Below are 23,954 nucleotides of genomic sequence, written 5' to 3'. Positions count from 1 at the left end.
TTTTCACGGAAACTTCAGATCATCTGTCAGCGCTCTTGGAACAATTGAATCAGACACTTCAGCCCGTGGTCCTGCCGCGATACATCAATCCGCACGACGGGCGCGCGGAATCGCTGTCTATGGTCTGAGGTCGTACAGAGCCATGCCACGCTCTGCGCTCTCGAGGCTTTACCGCAAGCGTCGCGCCGAGCGCGCGCCGCCCCGCCTACTCCGCCGGCTTCGGGTGGGCCGGCGGCTCGTCCTCCTCGACCACGCGGTGATGGTCACGGGCGAGGTAGGTGTAGACCATCGGTACCACGAACAGGGTGAACAGCGTGCCGATCGACATGCCGGACGCGATCACCAGCCCGATCGAGAAGCGCGCCGCGGCGCCGGCGCCGCTGGCATAGAGCAGCGGCACCACGCCCAGCACCATCGCCGCCGTGGTCATCAGGATCGGCCGCAGGCGGATCGCCGCCGCCTGCTCGATCGCCTCGCGCCGCGCCAGCCCCTGCTCCTCCTGCAGCTTGTTGGCGAACTCCACCATCAGGATGCCATGCTTGGTGATCAGCCCGACCAGCGTGATCAGCCCGATCTGGGTGTAGATGTTCAGGCTGGCCCCGTTGAGCTGGAGGATCGAGCCGACATTCAGCACCGCCAGCGCGCCGAAGATCGACAGCGGCACCGACATCATGATGATCAGCGGGTCGCGGAAGCTCTCGAACTGCGCCGCCAGCACCAGGAAGATCACGATCACGGCGAAGGCCATGGCGATCATCACCGTGTTGCCCTCGGTGATGTACTGCCGCGAATCACCCTCGTAGTCGTAGCTGACGCCGCGCGGCAGGATCCGATCCGCGGTCTGCTGCAGGAAGGTCAGCGCCTGGCCGAGGGTGACGATCACCGGGGTCGGCACCGCCTGGATGGTCGAGCTGTTGAGCTGGTTGAACTGGGTGTAGGAGTTCGCCGTCGCCTGGGTCTTCAGCGTCACCACCGAGGATAGCGGGATCAGGTCGCCGCCGGCGGTGCGGACGAAGTACTTGTTCAGCTCCTCCGGGTTCAGCCGGCTTTCCTGCGCGACCTGCGGGATCACCTTGTAGCTGCGGTTGTCGCGGTCGAAGCGGCCGATGTCGTTGCCGCCGAGCATGACGTTCAGCGTGGTGCCGATGTCGTTCATGTTGATGCCCAGCGCTGCCGCCTTGTTGCGGTCGATCTCGACCGACAGCTCCGGCCGGTCGAAGGCCAGGGTGGCGTTGGCGAACAGGAACATGCCGCTCTTCCGCGCCTCGTTGGCGATCTGCTGCGCCATCTCGTAGACCAGCTGGGGCGAGCCCGGGGCCTTGATCACGAACTGCACCGGCGGGCCGCCGCCGGAGCCGGGCAGGGCCGGCGGCGAGGTGGCGAAGCCCTCGACCCCGGCGATGTTGCCGACGATGCCCTGGACCTGGGCCTCGATCTCGGCGCCGCTGCGGGTGCGCTCGCCCCACGGCTTGAAGGTCATGCCGCCGAAGCCGGACGCCAGCGAGCCGGCGCCGTTGACCGCGAAGATCGCGTCATGCTCCGGCACCGCCTGCAGGTCCTTGATCAGCTTGTCGCTGAATCGGTTCATGTATTCCAGATTGGCGTAGCGCGGGCCCTCGAGGATCATGAAGACGAAGCCCTGATCCTCCTTCGGCGCCAGCTCGCTCGGCGTCTTCCAGAACAGAAAGGCCGAGGCGGCGAGCAGCACGACCGCCAGGAACACCGTCACCGGCCGATAGTTCAGCGAGTTGTGCAGCCGCCGGTGGTACCAGCCCTGCAGCCCGTTGAAGAAGCGGTCGACCGTGCGCTGGAACCGGCCGACGCCCGCGCCATGTGGCTTCAGGAGCTTGCCGGTCATCATCGGCGACAGGGTCAGCGCGACGATGCCGGAGATGATGACGGCGCCGGCCAGGGTGAAGGCGAATTCGCGGAACAGCGCCCCGGTCAGACCGGTGGCGAAGCCGATCGGCACATAGACCGCGGCCAGGGTGATGGTCATCGACACCACCGGCCCGGCGATCTCTGCCGCGCCCTTCAGCGCCGCCTGCCGGGGCGTCAGCCCCTCCTCGATGTGGCGGTGGATGTTCTCGACCACCACGATGGCGTCGTCGACCACCAGGCCGATCGCCAGCACCATAGCCAGCAGGGTCAGCGTGTTGATCGAGTATCCCAGCGCGTAGAGGCAGAACAGCACGCCGATCAGCGACAGCGGGATGGTGACGACCGGGATGACGACGGCGCGGAACGAGCCGAGGAACAGCAGGATCACGACCACGACGATCGCCACCGCCTCGGGGATGGTCTTGCCGACCTCCCAGATCGAGGATTCGATGAACTCGGTGGCGTCGTAGACGATCTCGCCGCGCATGCCCTCCGGCATCTGGCGCTCGATGTCGACCATCGCCGCGCGCACATTGGCCGCCGTGGTCAGCGGGTTGGCCGCGGGCGTCGGGTTGATGGCGATGAAGATCGCCTCACGGCCGTTGAAGGTGACGCGGGCGTCATAGCTCTCGCTGCCCAGCTCGACCCGGGCGACGTCCTTCAGCCGGACGATGTTCGACCCGTCCGACCGCACCACTAGGTCGCCGAAGGCCTCGGCCGTGCGCAGCGTGGTGTCGGTGCGGATGGCGAAGGTGACCAGCTCGCCCTCGGTGCGGCCCGGCGCCGACTGGAAGTTGTTGGCCCGGATCGCCGTCACCACATCGGCCGCCGTCACCATGTGCGCGGCCAGCCGGATCGGGTCGACCCAGACCCGCATGGCGAAGCTCTTGGCGCCCAGGATCTCGGCCTCGGCCACGCCCTCGGTGGTCGACAGCTGCGGCTGCACCACCCGGGTGATGTATTCGGTCACCTCCTCCGGCGACATCCGGTCGCTGTCCAGCGCGATGTACTGGATCGCGATCTCCTGGCCGGTGCCCTTCACCACCACCGGGTCCTTCGATTCGTCCGGCAGGTCGTTGCGGACCTGCTGCACCTTGGTCAGCACCTCGGTCAGCGCTGCGTCCGGGTTGGCGTTCAGCTTCATGTGCACCGACACGGTGCTGACGCCCTGGACCGAGGAGGAGGTGACGTAGTCCAGCCCTTCCGTGCTGGCCACCGACTGCGCGATCGGGGTGGTGATGAACCCCTGCATCAGGTCGGCGCTGGCGCCCGGATAGGCCGTGGTGATGGTGATCACCGTCTCTTCGGTCTTCGGGAACTGGCGCACCGGCAGGGTGGCCAGGCCCTGCAGGCCGAGCAGCAGGATCAGCAGGCTGACCACCGAGGCCAGGACCGGCCGGCGGATGAAGATCGAGGTGAAGTTCATGGCGCCCCCCTTCCCGGCCGGTCCTAGGATCCGGCCTGCGGCGGACGGGTGGGATCGACCGAGTTGTCGATCACCACCGGGAAGCCGTTCTGCAGCTTGAGCTGGCCGGAGGTGACGACCTGGTCGCCCGCCTTCACCCCTTCGACGATCTCGGCGACGTTGCCCTGGCGCTTGCCGACCCGGACGAAGACCTGCTCGACCGCCAGCTGCGGTCCGGCCGGCGGCTGGCTCCCGTCACCGGAAGCCGCCGGCTTCTCCGCGGGCTGATCCGCCGGCTGCTGCTGGCCGACCTCGGCCTGCTTCTCGCGAATCACGAAGACGGTGTCGCCGTAGAGGCTGAAGGTGATCGCGGTCTGCGGCACGGTCACCACATTCGGCCGCTCCGGCAGGATCAGCCGGACATTGGCGAAGAAGCCGGGGCGCAGCTTGAGGCCGGGATTGTCGATGGTGGCCCGCACCTTGACCATGCGGCTGGCGGCGTCGACCACCGGCTCGATGCCGCTGACCTCGCCGCGGAACACCTCGTCCGGGAAGGCGTCGGCCCGCACCTCGACCTTCTGGCCGTGGCTGATGCGGCTGAACGCCTGTTCCGGCAGGGTGAAGTCGGCATAGACTTGGTCCAGGCGTTGCAGCGTCACCAGCGCATCGCCGGGGCCGACATAGCGGCCGATGTCGATCTTGCGGATGCCGACGATGCCGGCGAAAGGCGCCGTCACCGCCTTCTTCTCGATCACCGCCTGGGCGCGGGCGATCTGCGCCTGGGCCTTCAAGAGCTCGGCATTGGCGGCGTCGAGATCGGCCTGCGGAGCGTTGCCGCGGGCCCGCAGCGACGAGACACGGTCCAGGACCCGCTGCGCCAGGTCCATGGCGGCCTGGTACAGGCGCAGATCGGCCTGATCGATCGAATCATCCAGCTGCACCAGCCGCTGCCCGGCCTGGATCGTGTCGTTCGGCTTGAAGTCGATCGACTTGACCGTGCCCGCGACCTCGGAGGCGAGCTCGATGCCCTCGACCGCCGAGACGCTGCCGATGCCTTCGAGATAGTCGGTCCAGGTCTTCGCCTCGGCCTTGGCGGCGGAGATCGGCACCGGCGGCATCTGCTGATTGGCGAAGATCTCCGCCACGATCTGGTCGCGCTTGAAATTCATGCCGACGAGCGCGCCGACGACGACGATCAGGGCAATCCCGACCAGGACGAAGCGGAGGATCATGCGCAATTCCGTCCCCAGGGCCCGCGTTGATCATACGGGCTCATGCTGTGAATCAAAAAGCGCAGCACCATACACTAGACGGCTGGGTCCAACCTAACCGGAAGCATACATTCATGTACGGCATGGATAACCGAGAGGTTCATGCCATTGCGGCATCGCCGCGCCGCGGCCGCCATCAGCCTTCGCATCGGCTCATTCACCGACTAAGGTGCGGCTGAGACTGGACGGGACCCCGCGCCATGCAAGTCTATCTGCCGATCGCCGAGGTCTCGGTGAACGCCCTGCTGATTCTCGGCATGGGCGGGCTCGTCGGGTTCCTGTCCGGCCTGTTCGGCGTCGGCGGCGGCTTCCTGATGACGCCGCTGCTGATCTTCATCGGCATCCCGCCGGCGGTCGCAGTCGGCACTCAGGCGAACCAGCTGGTCGCGGCCAGCGTGTCCGGCATGCTGGCGCATCTGCGGCGTGGCAATGTCGACCTCAAGATGGGGCTGGTGCTGCTGGCCGGCAGCGTCGTCGGCAGCGTGCTGGGCGTGCGGCTGTTCAGCCTGCTGCAGCTGCTGGGCCAGATCGACCTCGCCATCAACCTGTTCTACCTGCTGTTCCTGGGCACGGTCGGCGCGCTGATGCTGGTCGAGAGCCTGCGGTCGATGCTGCGCCGCCGCCGATCGCCCGGGCAGCGGCGCAAGCTGCACAAGCACGGCTGGTTCCACGGCCTGCCGTTCAAGACCCGGTTCCCGAAATCGCGGCTGTACATCAGCGCCCTGGCACCGATCGCGATCGGCGCGCTGGGCGGCTTCCTGACCGCGATCATGGGCATCGGCGGCGGCTTCATCCTGGTGCCGGCGATGATCTACGTGCTTGGCATGCCGGCCTCGCTGGTGGCCGGCACCTCGCTGTTCCAGATCATCTTCACCACTGCCCTGGTCTGCTTCCTGCAGGCGCTGCAGAACCAGACGGTCGACGTGCTGCTGGCCCTGCTGCTGCTGGCTGGCGGCGTGATCGGCGCCCAGTTCGGCACCCATGCCAGCGGCCGGCTGCGCGGCGACCAGGCCCGCGCCCTCCTGGCGACGCTGGTGCTGATCATCTGCGTCAAGGTCGGCTTCGACCTGTTCGGCACGCCCGCCGACCTGTTCACCGTTGCCATGCGCCGGGGGGGCTGAGCCGTGCCGCGCCTCCTCCTCGCCGCCGCCATCTGGGCCGCGGCGCTGACCTTCTGCCGGCCCGGCATCGCCCAGGACCTGGTGGCCGACCTGTCCGACCATGTCATCGCCATCAACACCGGCTTCACCGGCACCAAGGTGCTGCTGTTCGGCGCCACCGAGGGCGACGGCGACGTGGCGGTGGTGGTGCGCGGCCCGGGCGACCGGGCCACGGTGCGCGAGAAGGACCGCGTCGCCGGCATCTGGCTGAACCATGCCAGCCTGAAGTTCAACGGGGTGCCCGGCTTCTACGCCGTGGCCTCGAGCAAGCCGCTGGAGCAGCTGGCGCCGCCCCCGGTGCTGGAACGAGCCGGCATCGGCCTGAAATACCTGCAGCTGGCGGTCAGCGAGGACGACCGCGAGGCCGGGCCCGAGGCCATCGCCGCCTATCGCGACGCGCTGATCCGCGGCCTGCAGCGCGAAGGCCTCTACGTCGTCGAGACCGGCCAGATCAGCTTCCTCGGCGGCCGGCTGTTCCGGACCCGGATCGAATTCCCAGCCAACGTCCCGACCGGCCAGTACCAGGTCGAGACCTATCTGTTCCGCGGCGGCCAGGTGGTCGACGCCCAGACCACGCCGCTGATCGTCGGCAAGGTCGGAATGGGCGCCGAGATCTACGAATTCGCCCAGGACGAGCCGGCGCTGTACGGGCTGGCCGCCATCATCGTCGCCGTCGCCTCCGGCTGGCTGGCGAGCGTCGTCTTCCGCCGCCCGTGATGCGTTCCCATCTATCGAGGGTGCCATGACCGACAACGCCCCAGAGACCCCCAAGCAGGAGCTGCCGCGCATCTTCCTCGTCGTCGTCGACGACAGCGAGGAGTGGCGGGCGGCGCTGCGCTATGCCTGCCGCCGGGCCCAGCACACCGGCGGCCGGGTGGCCCTGCTGCACGTCATCAGCCCGAGCGAGATCCAGCATTGGGGCGCGATCGAGGACGTGCTGCGCGAGGAAGCGCGGCACGAGGCCGAGCAGCGGCTGCAGCGGGTGGCGCGCGAGGTCAACCAGTTGACCGGCACCATCCCGATCCTGCACATCCGCGAAGGCGCGGCCCGCGACGAGCTGATGGCCCTGATCGCCGAGGAGCCGTCGATCTCGATCCTGGTGCTGGGCGCCGACACCGCCTCCTCCGCCGGCCCCGGTCCGCTGGTCCAGTACCTGACCAGCAGCCGTGCCATCGCCAAGCTGCGGATCCCGCTGACCATCGTGCCGGGCCATCTGACAACCGACGCGATCGACGCCCTGAGCTGACGCGCCTCTCCTCCGCAAGGCCGGCAGCTTGACGGCGCCATCTCGCAGTGGCATCCGAGCGTGACGGGTGCCGGCAGGCCCTGCCTTCGATGAATCGAGACATGGACGAGCCAGACAGTCGTCCCGACCGGGACGAACCACAGAGGCGACCCGACCGGATCGCCCCGCCAGGGAACGGACGGCCCAGCGCCGCGCCGGCCGAAGGGCTCCGCTAGACATCGCGGCCCCGGCCCGGCGATGCGCCGGCCCGCAGGGGACAGACCGCGATGCTGCGCATCTACACGCTTTCGAACGCCCGTTTCGTTACGATCGACCCGTCGGAGGGCGCCGCCTTCCCTTCGGACATGGTCTGGATCGACCTGTTCAACCCGACGGCCGAGGAGGAGCGGCTGGCCGAGGGACAGCTCGGCCTGTTCCTGCCGACCCGCGAGGAGATGCAGGAGATCGAGGCGTCGAGCCGGCTGTACCAGGAGGATGGCGGCATGTTCATGACCGCCAGCGTGCTCTACGCCACCGAGACCGACGCGCCCGGCACCGCCCCGATCACCTTCGTGCTGAAGGGCCAGACCCTCATCACCATCCGCTATGCCGAGCCGAAATCCCTGGCCGGCTTCATCGCCCATGCCGAGCGCCAGCCGATGCTGTGCCCCTCCGGCTCGGCCACGCTGATCGGCCTGCTCGAGGCCATCGTCGACCGCACCGCCGACATCCTGGAGCGGGTGGCGGGCGAGGTCGACGTCCTGTCGCAGCGCATCTTCAAGGTGCATGAGGCGGTGCATAAGCGCACCACCAACGAGGAGCTGGAGGCCAATCTCAAGCAGATCGGCCGCAGCCAGAACCTGGTGTCGAAGGCGCGCGAGAGCCTGGTCAGCCTGGCCCGGCTGCTGAGCTTCCTGGCGGTCGGCGACGCCACCAAGGACAAGGTGTTCCGCACCCATCTGAAGAGCCTGAGCCGGGACGTGGCGTCGCTGACCGACCACGCCACCTATATCGGCAACAACATCACCTTCCTGCTCGACGCCTCGATGGGGATGATCAACATCGAGCAGAACGCCATCATCAAGATCTTCTCGGTCGCCGCCGTGGTGTTCCTGCCGCCGACGCTGGTGGCCAGCATCTACGGCATGAACTTCGAGATCATGCCCGAGCTGAAATGGGCGGTCGGCTACCCCTTCGCCCTCGGGCTGATGGTGCTGTCCGCGGTGCTGCCCTACTTCTGGTTCAAGCGGAAGGGGTGGCTGTAGGACAGCCCCTTGCCTTCGGGCTCGGCTGTATATATCTACGTATATACTCATGCCGGACCGGAGGCTGACTTGCCTGAAACCCGCATCGCCAAGCTGTTCAGAAACGGCGCCAGCCAAGCCGTCCGACTGCCCGCGGAGTTCCGCTTTGATGGGGACGAAGTCTATGCCACCCGGGACGAGCGCACCGGCGACGTGGTGCTGTCCAGCCGGCCCGGCGCCCGCAGCTGGGCCGAATTCTTCGAGCTGATGCGGTCGATCGAGGTGCCGGACGACTTCATGACCGAGCGTCCGATGAACGTTCTGCCGCAGGAGCGCGACCTGTTCGGCGAAGAAGGATCGTGACCCTCCTCCATATGCTGGACACGGACACGGCCAGCTACATCATCAGGGGCCGTGCCCCGGCCATCGAGACGAAGCTGGCCGCAATCCCGCCTTCCCGCGTCTGCATTTCGGTAATGACCCGGGCCGAGCTGCTGTACGGCCTGAAGCGTTTGCCGGCCGGTCACCGACTCAGCCTGGGGGTACGGCAGTTTCTGAAGCTCGTCCGGGCACTGCCCTGGGATATCGATGCGGCGGAACACTATGCCGATATCCGCCACCAACTGGTGATGTCGGGCCAGCCGATCGGCGAGATCGACATGATGATCGCGGCGCATTCGCTATCGGCCGGCGCCCTCCTCGTCACCAACAACACCAGACACTATGCGCGGATCAAGGCGCCGCTGACCCTGGTGAACTGGACATAATCGGCATAGACGTCGCGAGATGGCACCATAACCATCCATATCGCCTGGATATGCCGATGATCGAGCTGCGCCATCTCCGCTACTTCGTCGCCGTGGCCGAGGAGGGGCATGTCACCCGGGCGGCGGAGCGGCTGGGCATGCAGCAGCCGCCGCTGAGCCAGCAGATCAAGGCGCTGGAGCAGGCGCTGGGCGTGCCGCTTTTCCGTCGGCTGCCGCGCGGCGTGCAGCCGACCGAGAGCGGCCTGGTGCTGCTGGCCGAGGCCCGCGCGATCCTGGCCCAGCTCGACCGCGCGCTGGAGACGGTGCGGCGCACCGGGCGCGGTGAGCAGGGGCGGGTCGCCGTCGGCTTCACCAGCTCCGCCGCCTTCCACCCCTTCGTCTCCGCCGCCATCCGCGGCTTCCGCGAGGCTGCGCCGCAGGTCGAGATGGCGATGGAGGAGAGTAGCACCGGCGAGCTGGTCGAGGCACTGCGGCTGGGCCGGCTGGACGCCGCCTTCATCCGCTCGCCGGTCGGCGACGCCGCCGGGATCACGGTCGAGCCGCTGCTGGACGAGCCGATGGTCGCGGTGGTGCCGACCGGCCACGCGCTGGCCGCCGGGCCAGACCCGATCCCGCTGGCGGCGCTGGCCGAGCAGCCCTTCGTGCTGTACCGCCGCCCGACCGGGCCGGGCCTCTATGATTCGATCATCGCCGCCTGCCGCACCGCCGGCTTCAGCCCGCGCATCGTGCAGGAGGCGCCGCGGCTGGTGTCGACGCTGAGCCTGGTCGAGGCCGGGCTCGGCGTGTCGATCATTCCGGCCTCGATGGCCCGGCTGGACGCCGGCGGCGTCGCCACCCTGCGCCTGGCCGCGCCCCTGGTCGCGCCGCTGCACCTGGCCCGCCGCGATGCCGAGCCGCTGGGCGCGGCCCGGCGCTTCGTCGAGCATGTCCGGCAGATGGCCGAGACGGAGGGCTAACGCGAGAAGCGCTTGGCCCCGGCGACGCAGAGAACGACCGCCGCCGCGCAACCCACCAGCCCCCAGCCGACCGGCTCGTGCAGCAGGGTCGCGGCCAAGGCCAGGCCGAAGAAGGGCTGCAGCAGCTGCAGCTGGCTGACCGCAGCGATGCCGCCCAGCGCCAGGCCGCGATACCAGAATATGAAGCCGATCAGCATGCTGAACAGCGAGACATAGGCCAACGCCAGGAGCGCCGGCCAGCCGACCGCGGCCCAGGAGGACGGCCAGGTCAGCAGCGATGCCGGCAGCGACAGCGGCAGCGAGAGCAGCAGCGCCCAGGAGATCACCTGCCAGCCGCCGAGCCGGCGCGACAGCCGGGCGCCTTCGGCATAGCCCAGGCCGCAGGCCAGGATCGCGGCCAGCATCAGCCCGTCGCCGAGCAGCGAAGCCTCGCCCCCCTGGCGCAGCGCATAGCCGCCGACGATCGCGGCGCCGAGCACGGAGAAAGCCCAAAAGGCCGGGCGCGGCCGTTCGCCGCCGCGCAGCACGCCGAACACCGCCGTCGCGATCGGTAGCAGGCCGACGAAGACGATGGCGTGGGCCGAGGTGACATAGCGCAGTGCCAGCGCGGTCAGCAGCGGGAAACCAACCACGACGCCGAGCGCCACCACGACCAGCGGCACGATGTCCGACCGCTCCGGCCGCCGCGGCCGCAGCGCCAGCAGCATCGCCGCGCCGAGCAGCCCGGCGATCGCCGCCCGCGCCACGGTCAGGAACAGCGGGTCGAGGTCGAACACCGCCACCCGCGTCGCCGGCAGCGAGCCGCTGAAGATGAGCACGCCGAGCAGGCCGCTGATCCAGCCCGCCGCCGCCTCGTTCGAAGGTTCGATCGTTCGTGTCGCTTCCATGCCGCCGACCATGACGTCCAGCGACGAGACCGGCCAGAGATGGTAGAGTACAGTTTAACTGAACTGTCCTGGTCCAGAGCCCGGTACGGATGCTCGATCTCGTTCCCGCGCCGCGTGGCGGCACCACCCTCGTCTCGACCGTGATGGACACCATCCGGCAGCGGATCGAGAGCCGTGCTTTGGCGCCAGGCGCCAAGGTGCCGTCGATCCGCCGCCTGGCCGAGGCGCTGGGCGTGTCGAAATCGACCGTGGTCGAGGCCTATGACCGGCTGGCGGCGGAAGGCGCGATCGCCGCCCGCCCCGGCTCCGGCTTCTATGTCGCCCGGAAGGCGCAGCCCCTGACCCTGGGCGAGCCCGGCCGGCGGCTGGACCTGACCATCGACCCGCTGTGGATCGCCCGCCAAGCGCTGGAGGATACGGACAGCCCGACGCTGAAGCCGGGCTGTGGCTGGCTGCCGGCGGACTGGATGCCCGACCCGGCGATCCGGCGGGCCCTGCGCGGCCTGGCCCGGTCGGAGGGCGCGGGCCTGGTCGACTATGATTCACCGCTCGGCTTCGCGCCCCTGCGCCGGCATCTGGCCGGAAGGCTGGCGGAGCGTGGCATCGCCGCCGAGGCCGGGCAGATCCTGCTGGCCGACGGCGGCACCCAGGCGATCGACCTGATCGGCCGATTCCTGCTGGAGCCGGGCGACACCGTGCTGGTCGACGACCCCTGCTACTTCAACTTCCTCGGCGTGCTGCGCGCCCACCGCGCCCGGGTGATCGGCGTGCCGCGCACCCCGGCCGGCCCCGACCTGGACGCCTTCGCCCGCGCCGCGGCGGAGCACCGGCCGAAGCTCTACGTGACCAACGCCGCCCTGCACAACCCGACCGGGGCCAGCCTGGCGCCGCAAGTGGCGCACCGGCTGCTGATGCTGGCCGAGGCGCATGACCTGGTGGTGGTCGAGGACGACATCTTCGCCGATTTCGAGTCGGAGCCGTCGCCGCGCCTGGCCGCGCTGGACGGGCTGCAGCGGGTGATCCATATCGGCAGCTTCTCCAAGACCCTGTCGGCCGCGGTGCGCTGCGGCTTCATCGCAGCCCGGCCGGACTGGATCGAGGGGCTGACCGACCTCAAGCTGGCCACCAGCTTCTCCAACGGCGCCCTGGCGGCGCGGCTGGTGCACCGGCTGCTGACCGACGGCAGCTACCGCCGCCATGTCGAAGGGCTGCGCGGCCGGCTGGCGCGGGCGATGGGCGAGACTGCGCGGCGGCTGGGCACGCTGGGCCTGGTCCCCTGGGTCGAGCCGCGCGGCGGCATGTTCCTGTGGGCGGCGCTGCCCGACGGCCTCGATTCGGCCGAGGTGGCGCGCCGCGCCCTGGCCCGCGACGTGGTGCTGGCACCGGGCGACGTGTTCAGCCCGTCCCGCAGCGCCGGCCGCTACCTGCGCTTCAACGCCGCCCAATCCGCCAGCCCGCGGATCTTTGCGGTGCTGGAGGAGGCGATGCGGGGGTGACCGGCCCCAAGGTTGGGTTCGCGGTAGCGAACCCAACACTCGACCGGAGCCAGGTCGGGTTCGCGGCCGCGAACCCGACCTGCACAAGAAAAGGGCGCCCCGCAGGACGCCCCTTTGCTTTCCGCGCCGAGCCGCCGATCAGGCCAGCTCGGGTTCCTTGGCCGCGTCGTCGGAGGAGACCGGGGCGGTCGGGTTCTCGATGTACTCGAACGCCAGATTTTCACCATCCGCCGCCACGTCGACCCGGACCTGGCCGCCCTTGACCAGCTTGCCGAACAACAGCTCGTTGGCCAGCGGCTTCTTGATGTGCTCCTGGATCACCCGGGCCATCGGCCGGGCGCCGTAGAGCTCGTCATAGCCGCGCTTGACCAGCCACTGCCGCGCCGCCGAGGACAGCTCGATGGTGACGTGGCGGTCGGCCAGCTGGGTCTCGAGCTGGATCACGAACTTGTCGACCACCTGGGCCACGATCTCCGGCGTCAGATGGCCGAAGGCGATGGTGGCGTCCAGCCGGTTGCGGAACTCCGGCGTGAACATCCGGTTGATCGCCTCCGTGCCCGCATCGTCCTTGCGGCTGGCGCCGAAGCCGATCGACTGCTTGGTCAGCTCGGTGGCGCCGGCATTGGTGGTCATGATCAGGATGACGTTGCGGAAATCGACCGACTTGCCGTTGTGGTCGGTCAGCTTCCCGTGATCCATGATCTGCAGCAGGATGTTGAACACATCCGGATGCGCCTTCTCGATCTCGTCCAGCAGCAGCACGCAATGCGGGTGCTGGTCGACCGAATCGGTCATCAACCCGCCCTGGTCGAAGCCGACATAGCCCGGCGGGGCGCCGATCAGCCGGCTGATCGAGTGCCGCTCCATGTATTCCGACATGTCGAAGCGGACCAGCTCGATGCCGAGCAGCTTCGACAGCTGGCGCGCCACCTCGGTCTTGCCGACGCCGGTCGGGCCGGAGAACAGGTAGTTGCCGATCGGCTTCTCCGGCTCGCGCAGCCCGGCGCGGGCCAGCTTGATCGCCGCCGACAGGGCGTCGATCGCCTGGTCCTGGCCGAACACCAGCGTCTTCAGGTCGCGGTCCAGCGTCTGCAGCAGCGCCTTGTCGTCGCGGCTGACGCTCTTCGGCGGGATCCGGGCGATCTTCGCCACCACCGCTTCGACGTCGCGCATGCCGATGGTCTTCTTCCGCCGCGACGGCGGCAGCAGCATCTGGGCGGCGCCGGCCTCGTCGATCACGTCGATCGCCTTGTCCGGCAGCTTGCGGTCGCCGATGTAGCGGGCCGACAGCTCCACCGCGGTGCGGATCGCATCCGCGGTGTAGCGCACCTGGTGGTGCTTCTCGTAATAGGTCTTCAGCCCCTGCAGGATCTTGACCGTGTCCTCGATCGTCGGCTCGTTGACGTCGATCTTCTGGAACCGGCGCACCAGGGCGCGGTCCTTCTCGAAGTAGTTCCGGTATTCCTTGTAGGTGGTCGACCCGATGCATTTCAGCGCGCCCGAGGCCAGGGCCGGCTTCAGCAGGTTGGAGGCGTCCATCGCCCCGCCCGAGGTGGCGCCGGCGCCGATCACGGTGTGGATCTCGTCGATGAACAGCACCGCGCCGGGCAGGTTCTCCAGCTCGTTCATCACCGCCTTCAGCCGCTCCTCGAAATCGCCGCGGTAGCGGGTGCCGGCCAGGAGCGCGCCCATGTCGAGGGCGAAGATGGTGGCATCGGCCAGCACCGGCGGCACCTCGCCGTCGACGATGCGGCGGGCCAGGCCCTCGGCGATCGCGGTCTTGCCGACCCCGGGGTCGCCGACATAGAGCGGGTTGTTCTTCGAGCGGCGGCAGAGGATCTGGATCGTCCGCTCGATCTCGGCCTCGCGGCCGATCAGCGGGTCGATCTTGCCCTTCGACGCCTTCTCGTTGAGGTTGACGCAATAGGTCCTGAGCGCCTCCGAGCCCTTCTTCACGACCTTCTCCGCCTGCGCATCCTCGTCGGCGCCCGAGACCGGGCGCGATTCCCCAGCCCCAGCGCTCGGCCGTGCCGCGCCCGAGGCGCCGGCCTTGGCGATGCCGTGGCTGATGTAGTTGACGGCGTCGAAGCGGGACATGTCCTGCTCCTGCAGGAAGTACACCGCGTGGCTCTCGCGCTCGGAGAACAGGGCGACCAGAACGTTGGCGCCGGTCACCTCCTCCCGCCCCGAGGATTGGACGTGGATCGCGGCGCGCTGCAGCACGCGCTGGAAGCCGGCGGTCGGCTTCGCGTCCTCGATCCCGTCGATCTTCAGGGTTGCGAGCTCGGTGTCGATGTAGCCAACGAGATCGCGGCGCAGCTTTTCGAGATTGACGCCGCAGGCCCGCATCACGGCCACGGCATCCTGGTCTTCGGACAGCGCCAGCAACAGGTGTTCGAGCGTGGCGTACTCATGCCGTCGCTCATTGGCGAAAGCGAGGGCCCTGTGCAGCGTCTGCTCCAGATTCCGCGAGAGCATCGGTCGTCCCCATGCCGGAGGGCCCGCCAGACCTCTGGTCAGGCCTTCTCAAGAATACATTGTAGAGGATGCTGATTGCGGCGCGCGAAGTCCATCACCTGTGCCACCTTCGTCTCCGCCACCTCGTAGGTGAAAACGCCGCAGACGCCCACACCCCGACGGTGAACATGGAGCATGATGGTGGTGGCCTCCTCGCGGTTCTTCGCGAAGAAGCGTTCCAGGACATGGACGACGAACTCCATCGGCGTGTAATCGTCGTTCAGCATCAGGACCTTGTACATGGACGGCTTCTTCGTCCGCGTCCTGGTCTGAACGACAACCCCCGTGCCGGCGTCGTTGCCGCCTCCTCGATCATCCTTCCGTTCGGTGTCGCTCATGGATATGGGATGCGTGCTGCCGGTTTTGAACCCGACCATGATGATAGTGCCGCCGGGCCCGGAGTTGTAGGCCCGCGATGCGGAAAGGTGCGGATGGCTGAAATGCGAACGGCCCCGGCGACAGATGTCGCCGGGGCCGTCGGGCCGCTGATCCGGGGAGGAAGACGGATCAGGCAGCCAGCGGCTTGGACAGGGTCTCGACCGCGACGTTGACGCGGGCGGCGATCGGCGCCACGGCGTCGTTGGTCACCTTCAGGCTCAGCTCCGACAGCTTGCTGCTCTCGGCGACGAAGCCGTCGAAGGCGGTCTTGGTGTAGGTCGACTGCAGGTCGACGACCTGACGCAGGGTCTTCGCGGCGAACAGCGAGCGGGTCGCCTCGGCGGCCTGCTCGGCGGCGCCGTGCTGCAGGGCGAACCAGGCGCGGGTCAACTGCTCGGTGCCCTGGGCGAAGATGGCGGCCGACGCGAACACGGCGTCGACATTGCCCTTGGCGAACGCGACCAGGTCGTCGACGTTCTTGGTCGCGGCCTTGGCGGCCTTCTCGAACTGGTCCTTGGACAGGGCGAGGCCCTGGGCGACATTCTTCTCGACGGCGGCCTGGCTGGCCTTGACGGTGTCAGTCATGGTGTCCCTCACGGTCTCGATGTTGGTGTCGACGGCGGCGAGCTTGCTCGTGCCGGCACGGCTCTTGGCGGTGGTCATGGCGAACGGCTCCTCATGCTTCGCAACCGACTGTCGCCGCGCGGGGCGCCGCCCAGTCATGCTGCACTGCAACATGCCGCGTATATGAGCAGATCGATTCGATCTGTCAACGTTTTTGTGCACTGCAACATGCCGGACATATGGCGGGCCGCAGCCAAGGCCGTTGCCTCGCGATCGGCGATGCTGGCAGGATATCTGCAACCTTGCAGTTGCCGGGGGCCGGCATCTTTTTGCCGTGTTCACGAATTGGTTTATGGACAAAAATCAACGACTTAAATTAGACTTCTGAAATCACGCTTGAATCAAGATCCGCAAGCGGCGTGGGCGGGGGGTCGGCATGGCAGGTTTCGTTGCGCGATCGGCGGCGGTTTTTCTCGCCTGCTTCGCTTTGGCGCTTCTGCCCGCCCGGGCGGAGGCGGCGCCGCGCTATGCGGCCTATGTCATCGACGCACGCACCGGCGAGGTGCTGCACGAGGAGAATGCCAACGCGCGGCTGTACCCGGCGTCGCTGACCAAGCTGATGACTCTGTACCTGACGTTCCGCAGCCTGCAGAGCGGCGATCTCACGCTCGACACGCGGCTGGCGGTCTCGTCCTACGCCGCCTCCCAATCGCCGACCAAGCTGGGGCTTCCGACCGGGTCCCGCATCCGGGTCGAGGACGCGATCCTCGGCCTGGTCACCCAGTCGGCCAATGACGCATCGGTGGTGCTGGCCGAGGCGATTGGCGGCAGCGAATCCCGCTTCACCAACATGATGACGCAGCAGGCGCGGGCGCTGGGCATGAGCCGCACCAACTTCACCTCGACCAACGGCCTGCCGGACCCGGACAACGTCTCGACCGCGCACGATATGGCGGTGCTGGCCCGGGCGCTGATCAACGACTATCCGCAGTACTACCCCTATTTCGCGACCAAGAACTTCCGCTATCGCGGCCGCAACTTCCCGAACCACAACCGGCTGATGCAATCCTATGCCGGCATGGACGGGATGAAGACCGGCTATATCCGGGCCGCGGGTTACAATCTGGTGGCGTCGGCCGTGCGCGGCCGCACCCGGCTGATCGGCGTGGTGTTCGGCGGCACCAGCCCGATCGCCCGCAACGCCCGGATGGCGGAGCTGCTGGACGAGGCCTTCGAGTCGCATGATGGCACCGGCGCCTATGTCGCCGAGGCGCCGGCCGCGGCGACGCCGCGGGTGGCCTCCCCGGCGTTCCAGCCGCCAGTGCCGGACCGCCGGCCGGACGTGCTGGACGAGCCGCTGCTGGCCGCGGCCGACGGCGAGGGCGATGCCGAGGATGACGGCGCTGTCGGCACCGACGGCATCGGCGCCATGATCGCGATGCACGCCCGCCCCCGGGCACAGCGCGTGGCCTACGAGCCGGTGCCGAGCGCCCTGGCCGACATCCCCCTGCCCAAGCCCCGGCCCTTGCGCCGCCGCTGACGGAGCCACTCTCCCCAACTGTCATCACCGGGCTTGACCCGGTGATCCAGAGACTGTCGACGGCGGCGCGGGCCCCCACCTGTCATTGCCGGGTCAAGCCCGGCAATGACAGGTGGGGGACGGAACGGGCAGCGTCTATCCTACCCCCGCAGCGTGCCGCCCTGCTTCTCGACCGCGGCGACGATCTTCCTGCCCACGGCCTCGATCGCCTCGTCGGTCAGGGTGGCCTCGACCGGCTGCAGCGTCACCGCCAGCGCCAGCGACTTGCGGCCTTCCGGCACGCCCGGGCCGCGATAGATGTCGAACAGGACGACATCGGCGACCAGCGCCTTGTCCGCGCCCTTCGCCGCCTTGAGGATGCGGTCCGCCGGCACCGCCTCCTCGACCACGAAGGCGAAGTCGCGCAGCACCGGCTGGAACGCCGCCAGCTTCAGCAGCGGCTTGGCCGTGCCGGCCTTCTTCTTCGGCTGCGGCACGGCGTCGAGGAAGACCTCGCAGCCGACCACCGGCCCGTCGACGCCGAGCGCCGACAGCACCGCGGGGTGCAGTTCGCCGAAATGCGCCAGCACCGTCGGGCCCAGCCGCAGGCAGCCGGAGCGGCCCGGGTGGTACCAGTCCGGCGCATCGGTCGAGACCGCGAGGTTGGCGACCGGCGCGCCCGCAGCCTCCAGCGCCGCGATGGCGTCGGCCTTGGCGTCGAACACATCGGCCGGCCGCGGCGGCTGCGCCCAGTGGCGCGGGCCGCTCGATCCGGCGCGGATCGCGGCGGCGACCATGGCCTGGCCGGTCTCGGTGGCGTCGCGATAGGCCGGGCCGATCTCGAACAGCGCCACGTCGGGCAGGCCGCGCGCGGCATTGCGGCCGGCGGCGCGGATCAGGTTCGGCAGCACCGAGGGCCGCATCGTGTCGAGATCCGACGCGATCGGGTTCAAGAGCTTCAGCCCGGCGTTCTGGAAGCCGAACCAACCGGCATCGCGCCCGTCCATGAAGGACCAGGTCACCGCCTCGTCCAGGCCGCGGGCCGCCAGGGTTCGCCGCACCAGCTCGCGCGACTTCTGCGCCGGGCTGAGCGCCGGCTGCGTCAGCGTCGTCAGCTTCGGCAGCGGCACCGCCGGGATCGCGTCGTAGCCATTGACCCGCAGCACCTCCTCGACCAGGTCGGCCTCGCCCTGCACGTCGCCGCGCCAGGACGGCACCGCAGCCTCGATCAGCCCGTCGGGGCCGTCCGAGACGCCGAAGCCGAGCGCCGACAGGATCTCCGTCTGCCGGTCGCGCGGCACCACCACGCCGCCCAGGCTCTCGACCCGGGCCGGGCGCAGCGTCAGGGTGCGGCGCCAGTCGGGCTCACGCCCGGCGATCACGAGCTGGGAAGCCTCGCCGCCGCACAGCTCCAGGATCATCCGGGTCGCCTGCTCGATGCCGACCACGACCGCCGCCGGGTCGACGCCGCGCTCGAAGCGATAGCGCGCATCGCTGGTGACGCCGAGCGCCCGGCCGCTCATCGCCGTGCGCACCGGGTCGAACAGCGCCGCCTCGAGGATCACCTCGGTGGTCTGCTCGGACACGCCGGTCGTGGCGCCGCCCATGATGCCGCCGAGGCTGAGCGGGCCGCTATCGTCCTCGATCACGGTGACGCCGGGCGGAAGGGTGTAGGTCTTGTCGTTCAGGGCCGCCAGCGTCTCGCCGCCCTGCGACAGGCGCAGCCGCAAGCCGCCGCGGACCTTGCCCTGGTCGAAGACGTGCAGCGGCCGGTTGCGATCGAAGGTGAAGTAGTTGGTGATGTCGACCAGCACCGAGATCGGCCGCAGGCCGATCGCCTTCAGCCGCGCCTGCAGCCAAGCCGGGCTGGGGCCGTTCCTGACGCCGCGGAACACCCGGGCGGCAAACATCGGGCAGGCCGAGGCGGCGTCGGCCGGGAAGTCGAGGCCAATGGTCAGGTCGGTCTTGAAGCGGCCCTCGACCGGCGTCTCGTCGAGCGGCTTCAGCGTGCCGAGCCCGGCGGCGGCGAGGTCGCGGGCGATGCCGCGGATGCCGGCGCAGTCCGCCCGGTCCGGGGTCAGCCCGATCTCGATCACCGGGTCGTCCAGGCCGCCCCAGGCGGCGAAGGAGGCGCCGAGCGGCGCATCCTCCGGCAGCTCGATGATGCCGTCATGCTCGTCCGACAGGCCGAGCTCGCGCTCCGACACCAGCATGCCGTTCGAGGCTTCGCCGCGGATCGTCCCGGCCTTGAGGTCGACCTTGGTGCCCGGGATGTAGGAGCCGGCCGGCGCGAACACGCCCTTCATGCCGGTGCGGGCGTTGGGCGCGCCGCACACCACCTGCACCTCGCCGCGGCCGGTGTCGACGATGCACACCCGCAGCCGGTCGGCGTTCGGGTGCTGCACCGCCGATTTGACATAGGCGATGGTGAAGGGCGCCAGCTCGGCGGCCGGGTCCTCGACGCCGTCGACCTCGAGGCCGAGGCTGGTCAGCGTGTCGGTGATCTCGCCCAGCGATGCCGTGGTGTCGAGATGGTCCTTCAACCAGGACAGCGTGAATTTCATGATCTCGGCCTCGTGCGGCGGGCGGTCTAGCGGGTCAGGCCGGTGGCCAGCGAAGGCACGTCGAGCGGCCCGAAGCCGTAGTGCTTCAGCCAGCGCAGATCGGCCTCGAAGAAGGTGCGCAGGTCGGGGATGCCGTATTTCAGCATCGCCGGCCGTTCGATCCCCATGCCGAAGGCGAAGCCCTGGTAGCGGGTCGAGTCGATGCCGCAGGCGTCCAGCACCTTCGGATGGACCATGCCGCAGCCGAGGATCTCGAGCCAGTCGCCGTAATTGCCCAGCTTCAGCTCGCCGCCCTTGCGCGAACAGCCGATATCGACCTCGGCCGACGGCTCGGTGAAGGGGAAGAAGCTGGGACGGAAGCGGATCGGCAGGTCAGGCACGTCGAAGAAGGCGCGGCAGAACTCCAGCAGGCAGCCGCGCAGATGGCCCATATGGATGGCCTCGTCGATCACCAGCCCCTCGATCTGATGGAACATCGGGGTGTGGGTCTGGTCGTAATCCGAGCGGAAGGTCCGGCCCGGCGCGACGATCCGGATCGGCGGCTGCTGCGACAGCATGGTGCGGATCTGCACCGGCGAGGTATGGGTGCGCAGCACCGCCGCCTTCCCGTCCGGCCGGTCCGGCAGATAGAAGGTGTCGTGCATCTGCCGCGCCGGATGCTCCGGCGGGATGTTCAGCGCGGTGAAGTTGTGCCAGTCGTCCTCGATGTCCGGACCTTCGGCGACGGTGAAGCCCATCTCGGCGAAGATCGCGATCATCTCGTCGCGGGTCTGACTGATCGGATGGATCCGGCCGGTCCGCTCCGGCCGCACCGGCTGGGTGACGTCGACCGTCTCGCGCGCCAGCCGGGCGTTCAGCGCCGCACGCTCCAGCTCCGCCTTGCGGGCGTCGAGCAGGGCGGTGATTTCGTCCTTGGCCACATTCAGCGCGGCGCCGAAGGCCTTGCGCGCCTCGGGGTCGAGGTCGCGCAGCCCCGCCATCAGGCCGGTCAGGCTGCCCTTCTTGCCCAGCGCCGCGACCCGCACGGCGTCCAGGGCCGCAAGATCCGGGGCCTGGGCCAGCGCCGCGGCCACGTCGCGCTTCAGCGTCTCTACCTGTTCCATCGCCTGGCAATCCTCGATGGTCGTACCGGTTGTCCGGTGTCCGGCAACCGGCCATGAAAAAAGGGGCCGAGCCCTCAGGCCCGACCCCCGCTTCCTTTCGCTTTATCCAGTCCCGCCGGGGCGGGACAAGGATCAAGCGGCGTTCTTGAGCGCGGCCTGGGCCTGATCGACCAAGGCCTTAAACGACTCCGGCTCGCGCGTGGCGATGTCGGACATGACCTTCCGGTCGATGTCGATGCCGGCCAGCTTGATGCCGTGCATGAACTTCGAATAGGTCAGGCCGTGCTCGCGCACGCCAGCGTTGATGCGCTGGATCCACAGGCCGCGGAAGTCGCGCTTCTTGTTGCGGCGGTCGCGGTAGGCGTATTGCAGCGCCTTCTCGACCTTCTCGATCGCGACGCGATAGTTGGTCGAAGCGCGGCCTCGATAGCCCTTGGCGAGCTTGAGGATCTTCTTGTGGCGGGCGTGGCTGGTGACGCCGCGTGAAACTCGTGCCATTGCTCAGCGCTCCTCTGCTCAGCCGTTAACCAGGAGATAGCGCTTCACCTTCGTCGCGTCGGCGTCGCACATGATCTTGGTGCCCTGGTTCCGCTCCTTGGCTGCCTTGGTCTTGGTCAGCAGGCGGTGGCGGCGGTAGGCGGAGTTGTAGCGGACCTTGCCGGAGGCGGTCAGCCGGAAGCGCTTCTTGGCGCTGGAATGGGTCTTCATCTTGGGCATTTTCGGTCCTTCCGACGGAAGAATGTGGATGGGTGGTTGGGCATGCCCCGGGGATCGGACCCCGGCCTCGCCACCCGAACGAAGCGCGCGTTATAACGGCACGGGCGCGCGTTGACAAGCGCCGCATAAGCTGGGCTTAGTCGCTGCCTTCCCGCAACCACGAGACTCTGACCGAGACTCACTCGCAGCGAGCCCGTCCCATGATTCCCGCCGTAATGCCGACCTATGCGCGTGCCGACCTCGCCTTCGAGCGGGGCGAAGGGGCGTATCTGTTCGGGACCGACGGGCGACGATACCTGGATTTCGCGGCGGGGATCGCGGTCGTGGCGCTGGGCCACTGCCACCCACATCTGGTGAAGACGCTGCAGGAGCAGGGTGCGAAGCTCTGGCACACCTCGAACCTGTATCGGATCCCGGAGGGCGAGCGCCTGGCCCAGCGGCTGGTCGACGCCACCTTCGCCGACACGGTGTTCTTCACCAATTCCGGCGCCGAGGCCTGGGAAGGCGCCGCCAAGCTGGTGCGCAAGTATCACTACACCCGCGGTAACCCGAAGCGCTGGCGGATCATCACCGTCACCAACAGCTTCCACGGCCGCACCCTGGCCGCGATCTCGGCCGCCAAGGGCGAGAAGCTGATCAAGGGTTTCGGCCCGCTGGTCGACGGTTTCGACCAGGTTGCCTGGGGCAACATGAACGAGCTGCGCGCGGCGATCACCGACGAGACCGCGGCGATCTGCATCGAGCCGATCATCGGCGAAGGCGGCATCAAGGCGGCGACGCCGGAGTATCTGCGTGAGCTACGCCGGGTCTGCGACGAGTTCGGCCTGCTGCTGTTCTTCGACGAGATCCAGTGCGGCTACGGCCGGACCGGCAAGTTCTTCGCCCATGAATGGGCCGGAATCACGCCGGATGTGATGTGCGTCGCCAAGGGCATCGGCGGCGGCTTCCCGCTCGGCGCCTTCATGGCGACCGAGGAGGCGGCCTGCGGCATGACCCCGGGCACCCATGGCTCGACCTATGCCGGCAACCCGCTGGCAACGGCGATCGGCAACGCGGTGCTCGACATCGTCCTGGCCGACGGCTTCTTCGACCGGGTCGAGCGCACCGGCCGGCAGTTGAAGGCCGAGCTGGAGGCGCTGGTGGCGCGCCATCCGGGCGTGCTGGAGGAGGTGCGCGGCACCGGGCTGATGCTGGGCCTGAAATGCGTGCAGAAGAGCGACGAGCTGGTCCCCGAGCTGCGCGCCGCCGGCCTGCTGACCGTGGGCGCCGCCGAGAACGTCATCCGCATCCTGCCGCCGCTGACCATCGGCAAGGCGGAGATCGCCGAGGCGGTGTCGATCCTCGACCAGGTCTGCACCACCCGGGCGAAGGCGGTGGCCCATGGCTGATATCAAGCACTTCACCGACCTGCACCACCTGCCCAAGGCCGACCTCCGCCGGATCATCGACCGGTCGATCGAGCTGAAACGCACCGACCCGCGCGGCAATGCGTCGAAGCCGCTGGCCGGCCGCACCCTGGCGCTGATCTTCGAGAAGCCGTCGACCCGCACCCGCGTCTCCTTCGAGGTCGGGATGCGCCAGCTCGGCGGCGAGGTGGTGATGTTGACCGGCACCGAGATCCAGCTCGGCCGCGGCGAGACCATCGGCGACACCGCGCGGGTGCTGTCGCGCTATGTCGACATCATCATGCTGCGGACCTCGGACGAGGACCGGCTGCGCGAGATGGCCGAGAACGCCACGGTGCCGGTGATCAACGGCCTGACCGACGAGACCCATCCGTGCCAGCTGATGGCCGATGTGATGACCTTCGAGGAGAAGCGCGGGCCGATCGCCGGGCGCGTCGCCGCCTGGACCGGCGACGGCAACAACGTCGCCCGGTCCTGGATCCGTGCCGCCGGCATGTTCGACTTCGAGCTGCGCCTGGCCTGCCCGGACGAGCTGTCGCCGCCGGCCGACCTGATCCAGTGGGCGCATCGCGAAGGCGCCCGCATTTCGGTCGGCACCGATCCGGAGACCACAGTGCGCGGCGCCGACCTGGTGGTCACCGACACCTGGGTGTCGATGGGCGACAAGGACGCGCCGTCGCGCCACAACCTGCTGCGGCCGTACCAGGTCGATGAGCGGCTGATGGCGCAGGCCAAGCCCGACGCCCTGTTCATGCACTGCCTGCCCGCCCATCGCGGCGAGGAGGTGACGGACGGGGTGATCGACGGCCCGCAATCCGTGGTCTGGGACGAGGCGGAGAACCGCCTGCACGCCCAGAAGGGCATCCTGCTGTGGTGCCTGGGGGCGTTGTGACG

General features: G+C 68.7%; 21 protein-coding genes. 11 read left to right on the top strand and 10 right to left on the bottom strand.

What is annotated here, in order from left to right; genetic code table 11:
- Positions 1–205: 205 nt before the first annotated feature.
- Both QFZ27_RS06980 and QFZ27_RS06975 read right to left on the bottom strand, forming a co-directional pair.
- The gene (locus tag QFZ27_RS06980) at positions 206–3,307 is read right to left on the bottom strand and encodes an efflux RND transporter permease subunit (RefSeq protein WP_429225371.1); all 3,102 of its coding nucleotides are present in this window, start codon (positions 3,305–3,307) and stop codon (positions 206–208) included.
- A 23-nt stretch (positions 3,308–3,330) separates the two neighbouring features.
- Positions 3,331–4,518 (bottom strand): efflux RND transporter periplasmic adaptor subunit, encoded by a 1,188-nt coding sequence (locus QFZ27_RS06975; protein WP_429225370.1) that lies wholly within the window; start codon positions 4,516–4,518, stop codon positions 3,331–3,333.
- Positions 4,519–4,757: 239 nt separating this feature from the next.
- Here QFZ27_RS06975 and QFZ27_RS06970 point away from each other — a divergent pair, with 239 nt between their 5' ends.
- The 7 genes from QFZ27_RS06970 to QFZ27_RS06940 all read left to right on the top strand — a co-directional run bounded on the left by QFZ27_RS06970 (position 4,758) and on the right by QFZ27_RS06940 (position 9,909).
- Entirely contained in the window at positions 4,758–5,678 is a 921-nt protein-coding gene (locus QFZ27_RS06970) for a sulfite exporter TauE/SafE family protein (RefSeq protein ID WP_429225369.1), read from the top strand.
- 3 nt (positions 5,679–5,681) lie between these two features.
- On the top strand, positions 5,682–6,434 hold the full coding sequence (locus QFZ27_RS06965; protein ID WP_429225368.1) for a TIGR02186 family protein: 753 nt from the start codon (positions 5,682–5,684) through the stop codon (positions 6,432–6,434).
- Positions 6,435–6,459: 25 nt separating this feature from the next.
- The gene (locus QFZ27_RS06960) at positions 6,460–6,963 is read left to right on the top strand and encodes a universal stress protein (RefSeq protein WP_429225367.1); all 504 of its coding nucleotides are present in this window, start codon (positions 6,460–6,462) and stop codon (positions 6,961–6,963) included.
- A 266-nt stretch (positions 6,964–7,229) separates the two neighbouring features.
- On the top strand, positions 7,230–8,207 hold the full coding sequence (locus tag QFZ27_RS06955; protein WP_429225366.1) for a magnesium transporter CorA family protein: 978 nt from the start codon (positions 7,230–7,232) through the stop codon (positions 8,205–8,207).
- 69 nt (positions 8,208–8,276) lie between these two features.
- Entirely contained in the window at positions 8,277–8,549 is a 273-nt protein-coding gene (locus QFZ27_RS06950; protein WP_429225365.1) for an antitoxin, read from the top strand.
- Positions 8,546–8,953 carry a PIN domain-containing protein gene (locus QFZ27_RS06945; RefSeq protein WP_429225364.1) on the top strand — a complete coding sequence of 136 codons (408 nt, stop codon included), beginning with the start codon at positions 8,546–8,548 and terminating at the stop codon, positions 8,951–8,953. The genes QFZ27_RS06950 and QFZ27_RS06945 overlap by 4 nt, the downstream gene beginning before the upstream one ends.
- Before the next feature lie 56 nt (positions 8,954–9,009).
- Positions 9,010–9,909, top strand: a complete 900-nt coding sequence (locus QFZ27_RS06940) for a LysR family transcriptional regulator (protein WP_429225363.1) — start codon at positions 9,010–9,012, stop codon at positions 9,907–9,909.
- Here QFZ27_RS06940 and QFZ27_RS06935 read toward each other — a convergent pair.
- Positions 9,906–10,796 (bottom strand): DMT family transporter, encoded by an 891-nt coding sequence (locus tag QFZ27_RS06935; protein ID WP_429225362.1) that lies wholly within the window; start codon positions 10,794–10,796, stop codon positions 9,906–9,908. The genes QFZ27_RS06940 and QFZ27_RS06935 overlap by 4 nt on opposite strands.
- Before the next feature lie 89 nt (positions 10,797–10,885).
- On the opposite strand from QFZ27_RS06935, the gene QFZ27_RS06930 reads away from it, so the two are divergent.
- Positions 10,886–12,292 carry an aminotransferase-like domain-containing protein gene (locus QFZ27_RS06930; RefSeq protein WP_429225361.1) on the top strand — a complete coding sequence of 469 codons (1,407 nt, stop codon included), beginning with the start codon at positions 10,886–10,888 and terminating at the stop codon, positions 12,290–12,292.
- 138 nt (positions 12,293–12,430) lie between these two features.
- Here the strand turns inward: QFZ27_RS06930 and clpA are convergent, their stop codons facing one another.
- The 3 genes from clpA to QFZ27_RS06915 all read right to left on the bottom strand — a co-directional run bounded on the left by clpA (position 12,431) and on the right by QFZ27_RS06915 (position 15,850).
- Positions 12,431–14,770 carry an ATP-dependent Clp protease ATP-binding subunit ClpA gene (clpA, locus tag QFZ27_RS06925; RefSeq protein WP_429225360.1) on the bottom strand — a complete coding sequence of 780 codons (2,340 nt, stop codon included), beginning with the start codon at positions 14,768–14,770 and terminating at the stop codon, positions 12,431–12,433.
- Positions 14,771–14,808: 38 nt separating this feature from the next.
- A complete protein-coding gene (clpS, locus tag QFZ27_RS06920; RefSeq protein WP_429225359.1) occupies positions 14,809–15,147 on the bottom strand; it encodes an ATP-dependent Clp protease adapter ClpS in 339 nt (112 codons plus the stop codon).
- Between the two features lie 169 nt (positions 15,148–15,316).
- Positions 15,317–15,850 (bottom strand): phasin family protein, encoded by a 534-nt coding sequence (locus QFZ27_RS06915; protein WP_429225358.1) that lies wholly within the window; start codon positions 15,848–15,850, stop codon positions 15,317–15,319.
- Positions 15,851–16,187: 337 nt separating this feature from the next.
- Between QFZ27_RS06915 and QFZ27_RS06910 the strand changes: the two genes are divergently transcribed.
- On the top strand, positions 16,188–17,291 hold the full coding sequence (locus tag QFZ27_RS06910; RefSeq protein ID WP_429225357.1) for a D-alanyl-D-alanine carboxypeptidase family protein: 1,104 nt from the start codon (positions 16,188–16,190) through the stop codon (positions 17,289–17,291).
- Positions 17,292–17,431: 140 nt separating this feature from the next.
- On the opposite strand, the gene pheT is transcribed toward QFZ27_RS06910, so the two are convergent.
- The 4 genes from pheT to rpmI all read right to left on the bottom strand — a co-directional run bounded on the left by pheT (position 17,432) and on the right by rpmI (position 21,654).
- Positions 17,432–19,834: a phenylalanine--tRNA ligase subunit beta gene (pheT, locus tag QFZ27_RS06905; RefSeq protein WP_429225356.1), complete on the bottom strand. Its 2,403-nt coding sequence runs from the start codon at positions 19,832–19,834 to the stop codon at positions 17,432–17,434.
- Positions 19,835–19,860: 26 nt separating this feature from the next.
- The gene (gene pheS / locus QFZ27_RS06900) at positions 19,861–20,937 is read right to left on the bottom strand and encodes a phenylalanine--tRNA ligase subunit alpha (RefSeq protein ID WP_429225355.1); all 1,077 of its coding nucleotides are present in this window, start codon (positions 20,935–20,937) and stop codon (positions 19,861–19,863) included.
- A 132-nt stretch (positions 20,938–21,069) separates the two neighbouring features.
- Complete coding sequence (gene rplT, locus QFZ27_RS06895; protein ID WP_309797710.1) at positions 21,070–21,435, bottom strand: 50S ribosomal protein L20; 366 nt, start codon at positions 21,433–21,435, stop codon at positions 21,070–21,072.
- An 18-nt stretch (positions 21,436–21,453) separates the two neighbouring features.
- Positions 21,454–21,654, bottom strand: a complete 201-nt coding sequence (gene rpmI / locus QFZ27_RS06890) for a 50S ribosomal protein L35 (protein ID WP_342241424.1) — start codon at positions 21,652–21,654, stop codon at positions 21,454–21,456.
- A gap of 200 nt (positions 21,655–21,854) precedes the next feature.
- Between rpmI and QFZ27_RS06885 the strand changes: the two genes are divergently transcribed.
- Complete coding sequence (locus QFZ27_RS06885; protein WP_429225354.1) at positions 21,855–23,042, top strand: aspartate aminotransferase family protein; 1,188 nt, start codon at positions 21,855–21,857, stop codon at positions 23,040–23,042.
- Positions 23,035–23,952: an ornithine carbamoyltransferase gene (gene argF / locus QFZ27_RS06880; protein WP_429225353.1), complete on the top strand. Its 918-nt coding sequence runs from the start codon at positions 23,035–23,037 to the stop codon at positions 23,950–23,952. Before QFZ27_RS06885 ends, argF begins: the two co-directional genes overlap by 8 nt.
- Positions 23,953–23,954: the final 2 nt, after the last annotated feature.

This window comes from Inquilinus ginsengisoli (assembly GCF_050434925.1).
GTDB classification, from domain to species: domain Bacteria; phylum Pseudomonadota; class Alphaproteobacteria; order DSM-16000; family Inquilinaceae; genus Inquilinus; species Inquilinus ginsengisoli_B.
The sequence above is the reverse complement of the archived record's forward strand: the minus strand, read 5'-3'. Positions and strand labels throughout refer to the sequence as shown.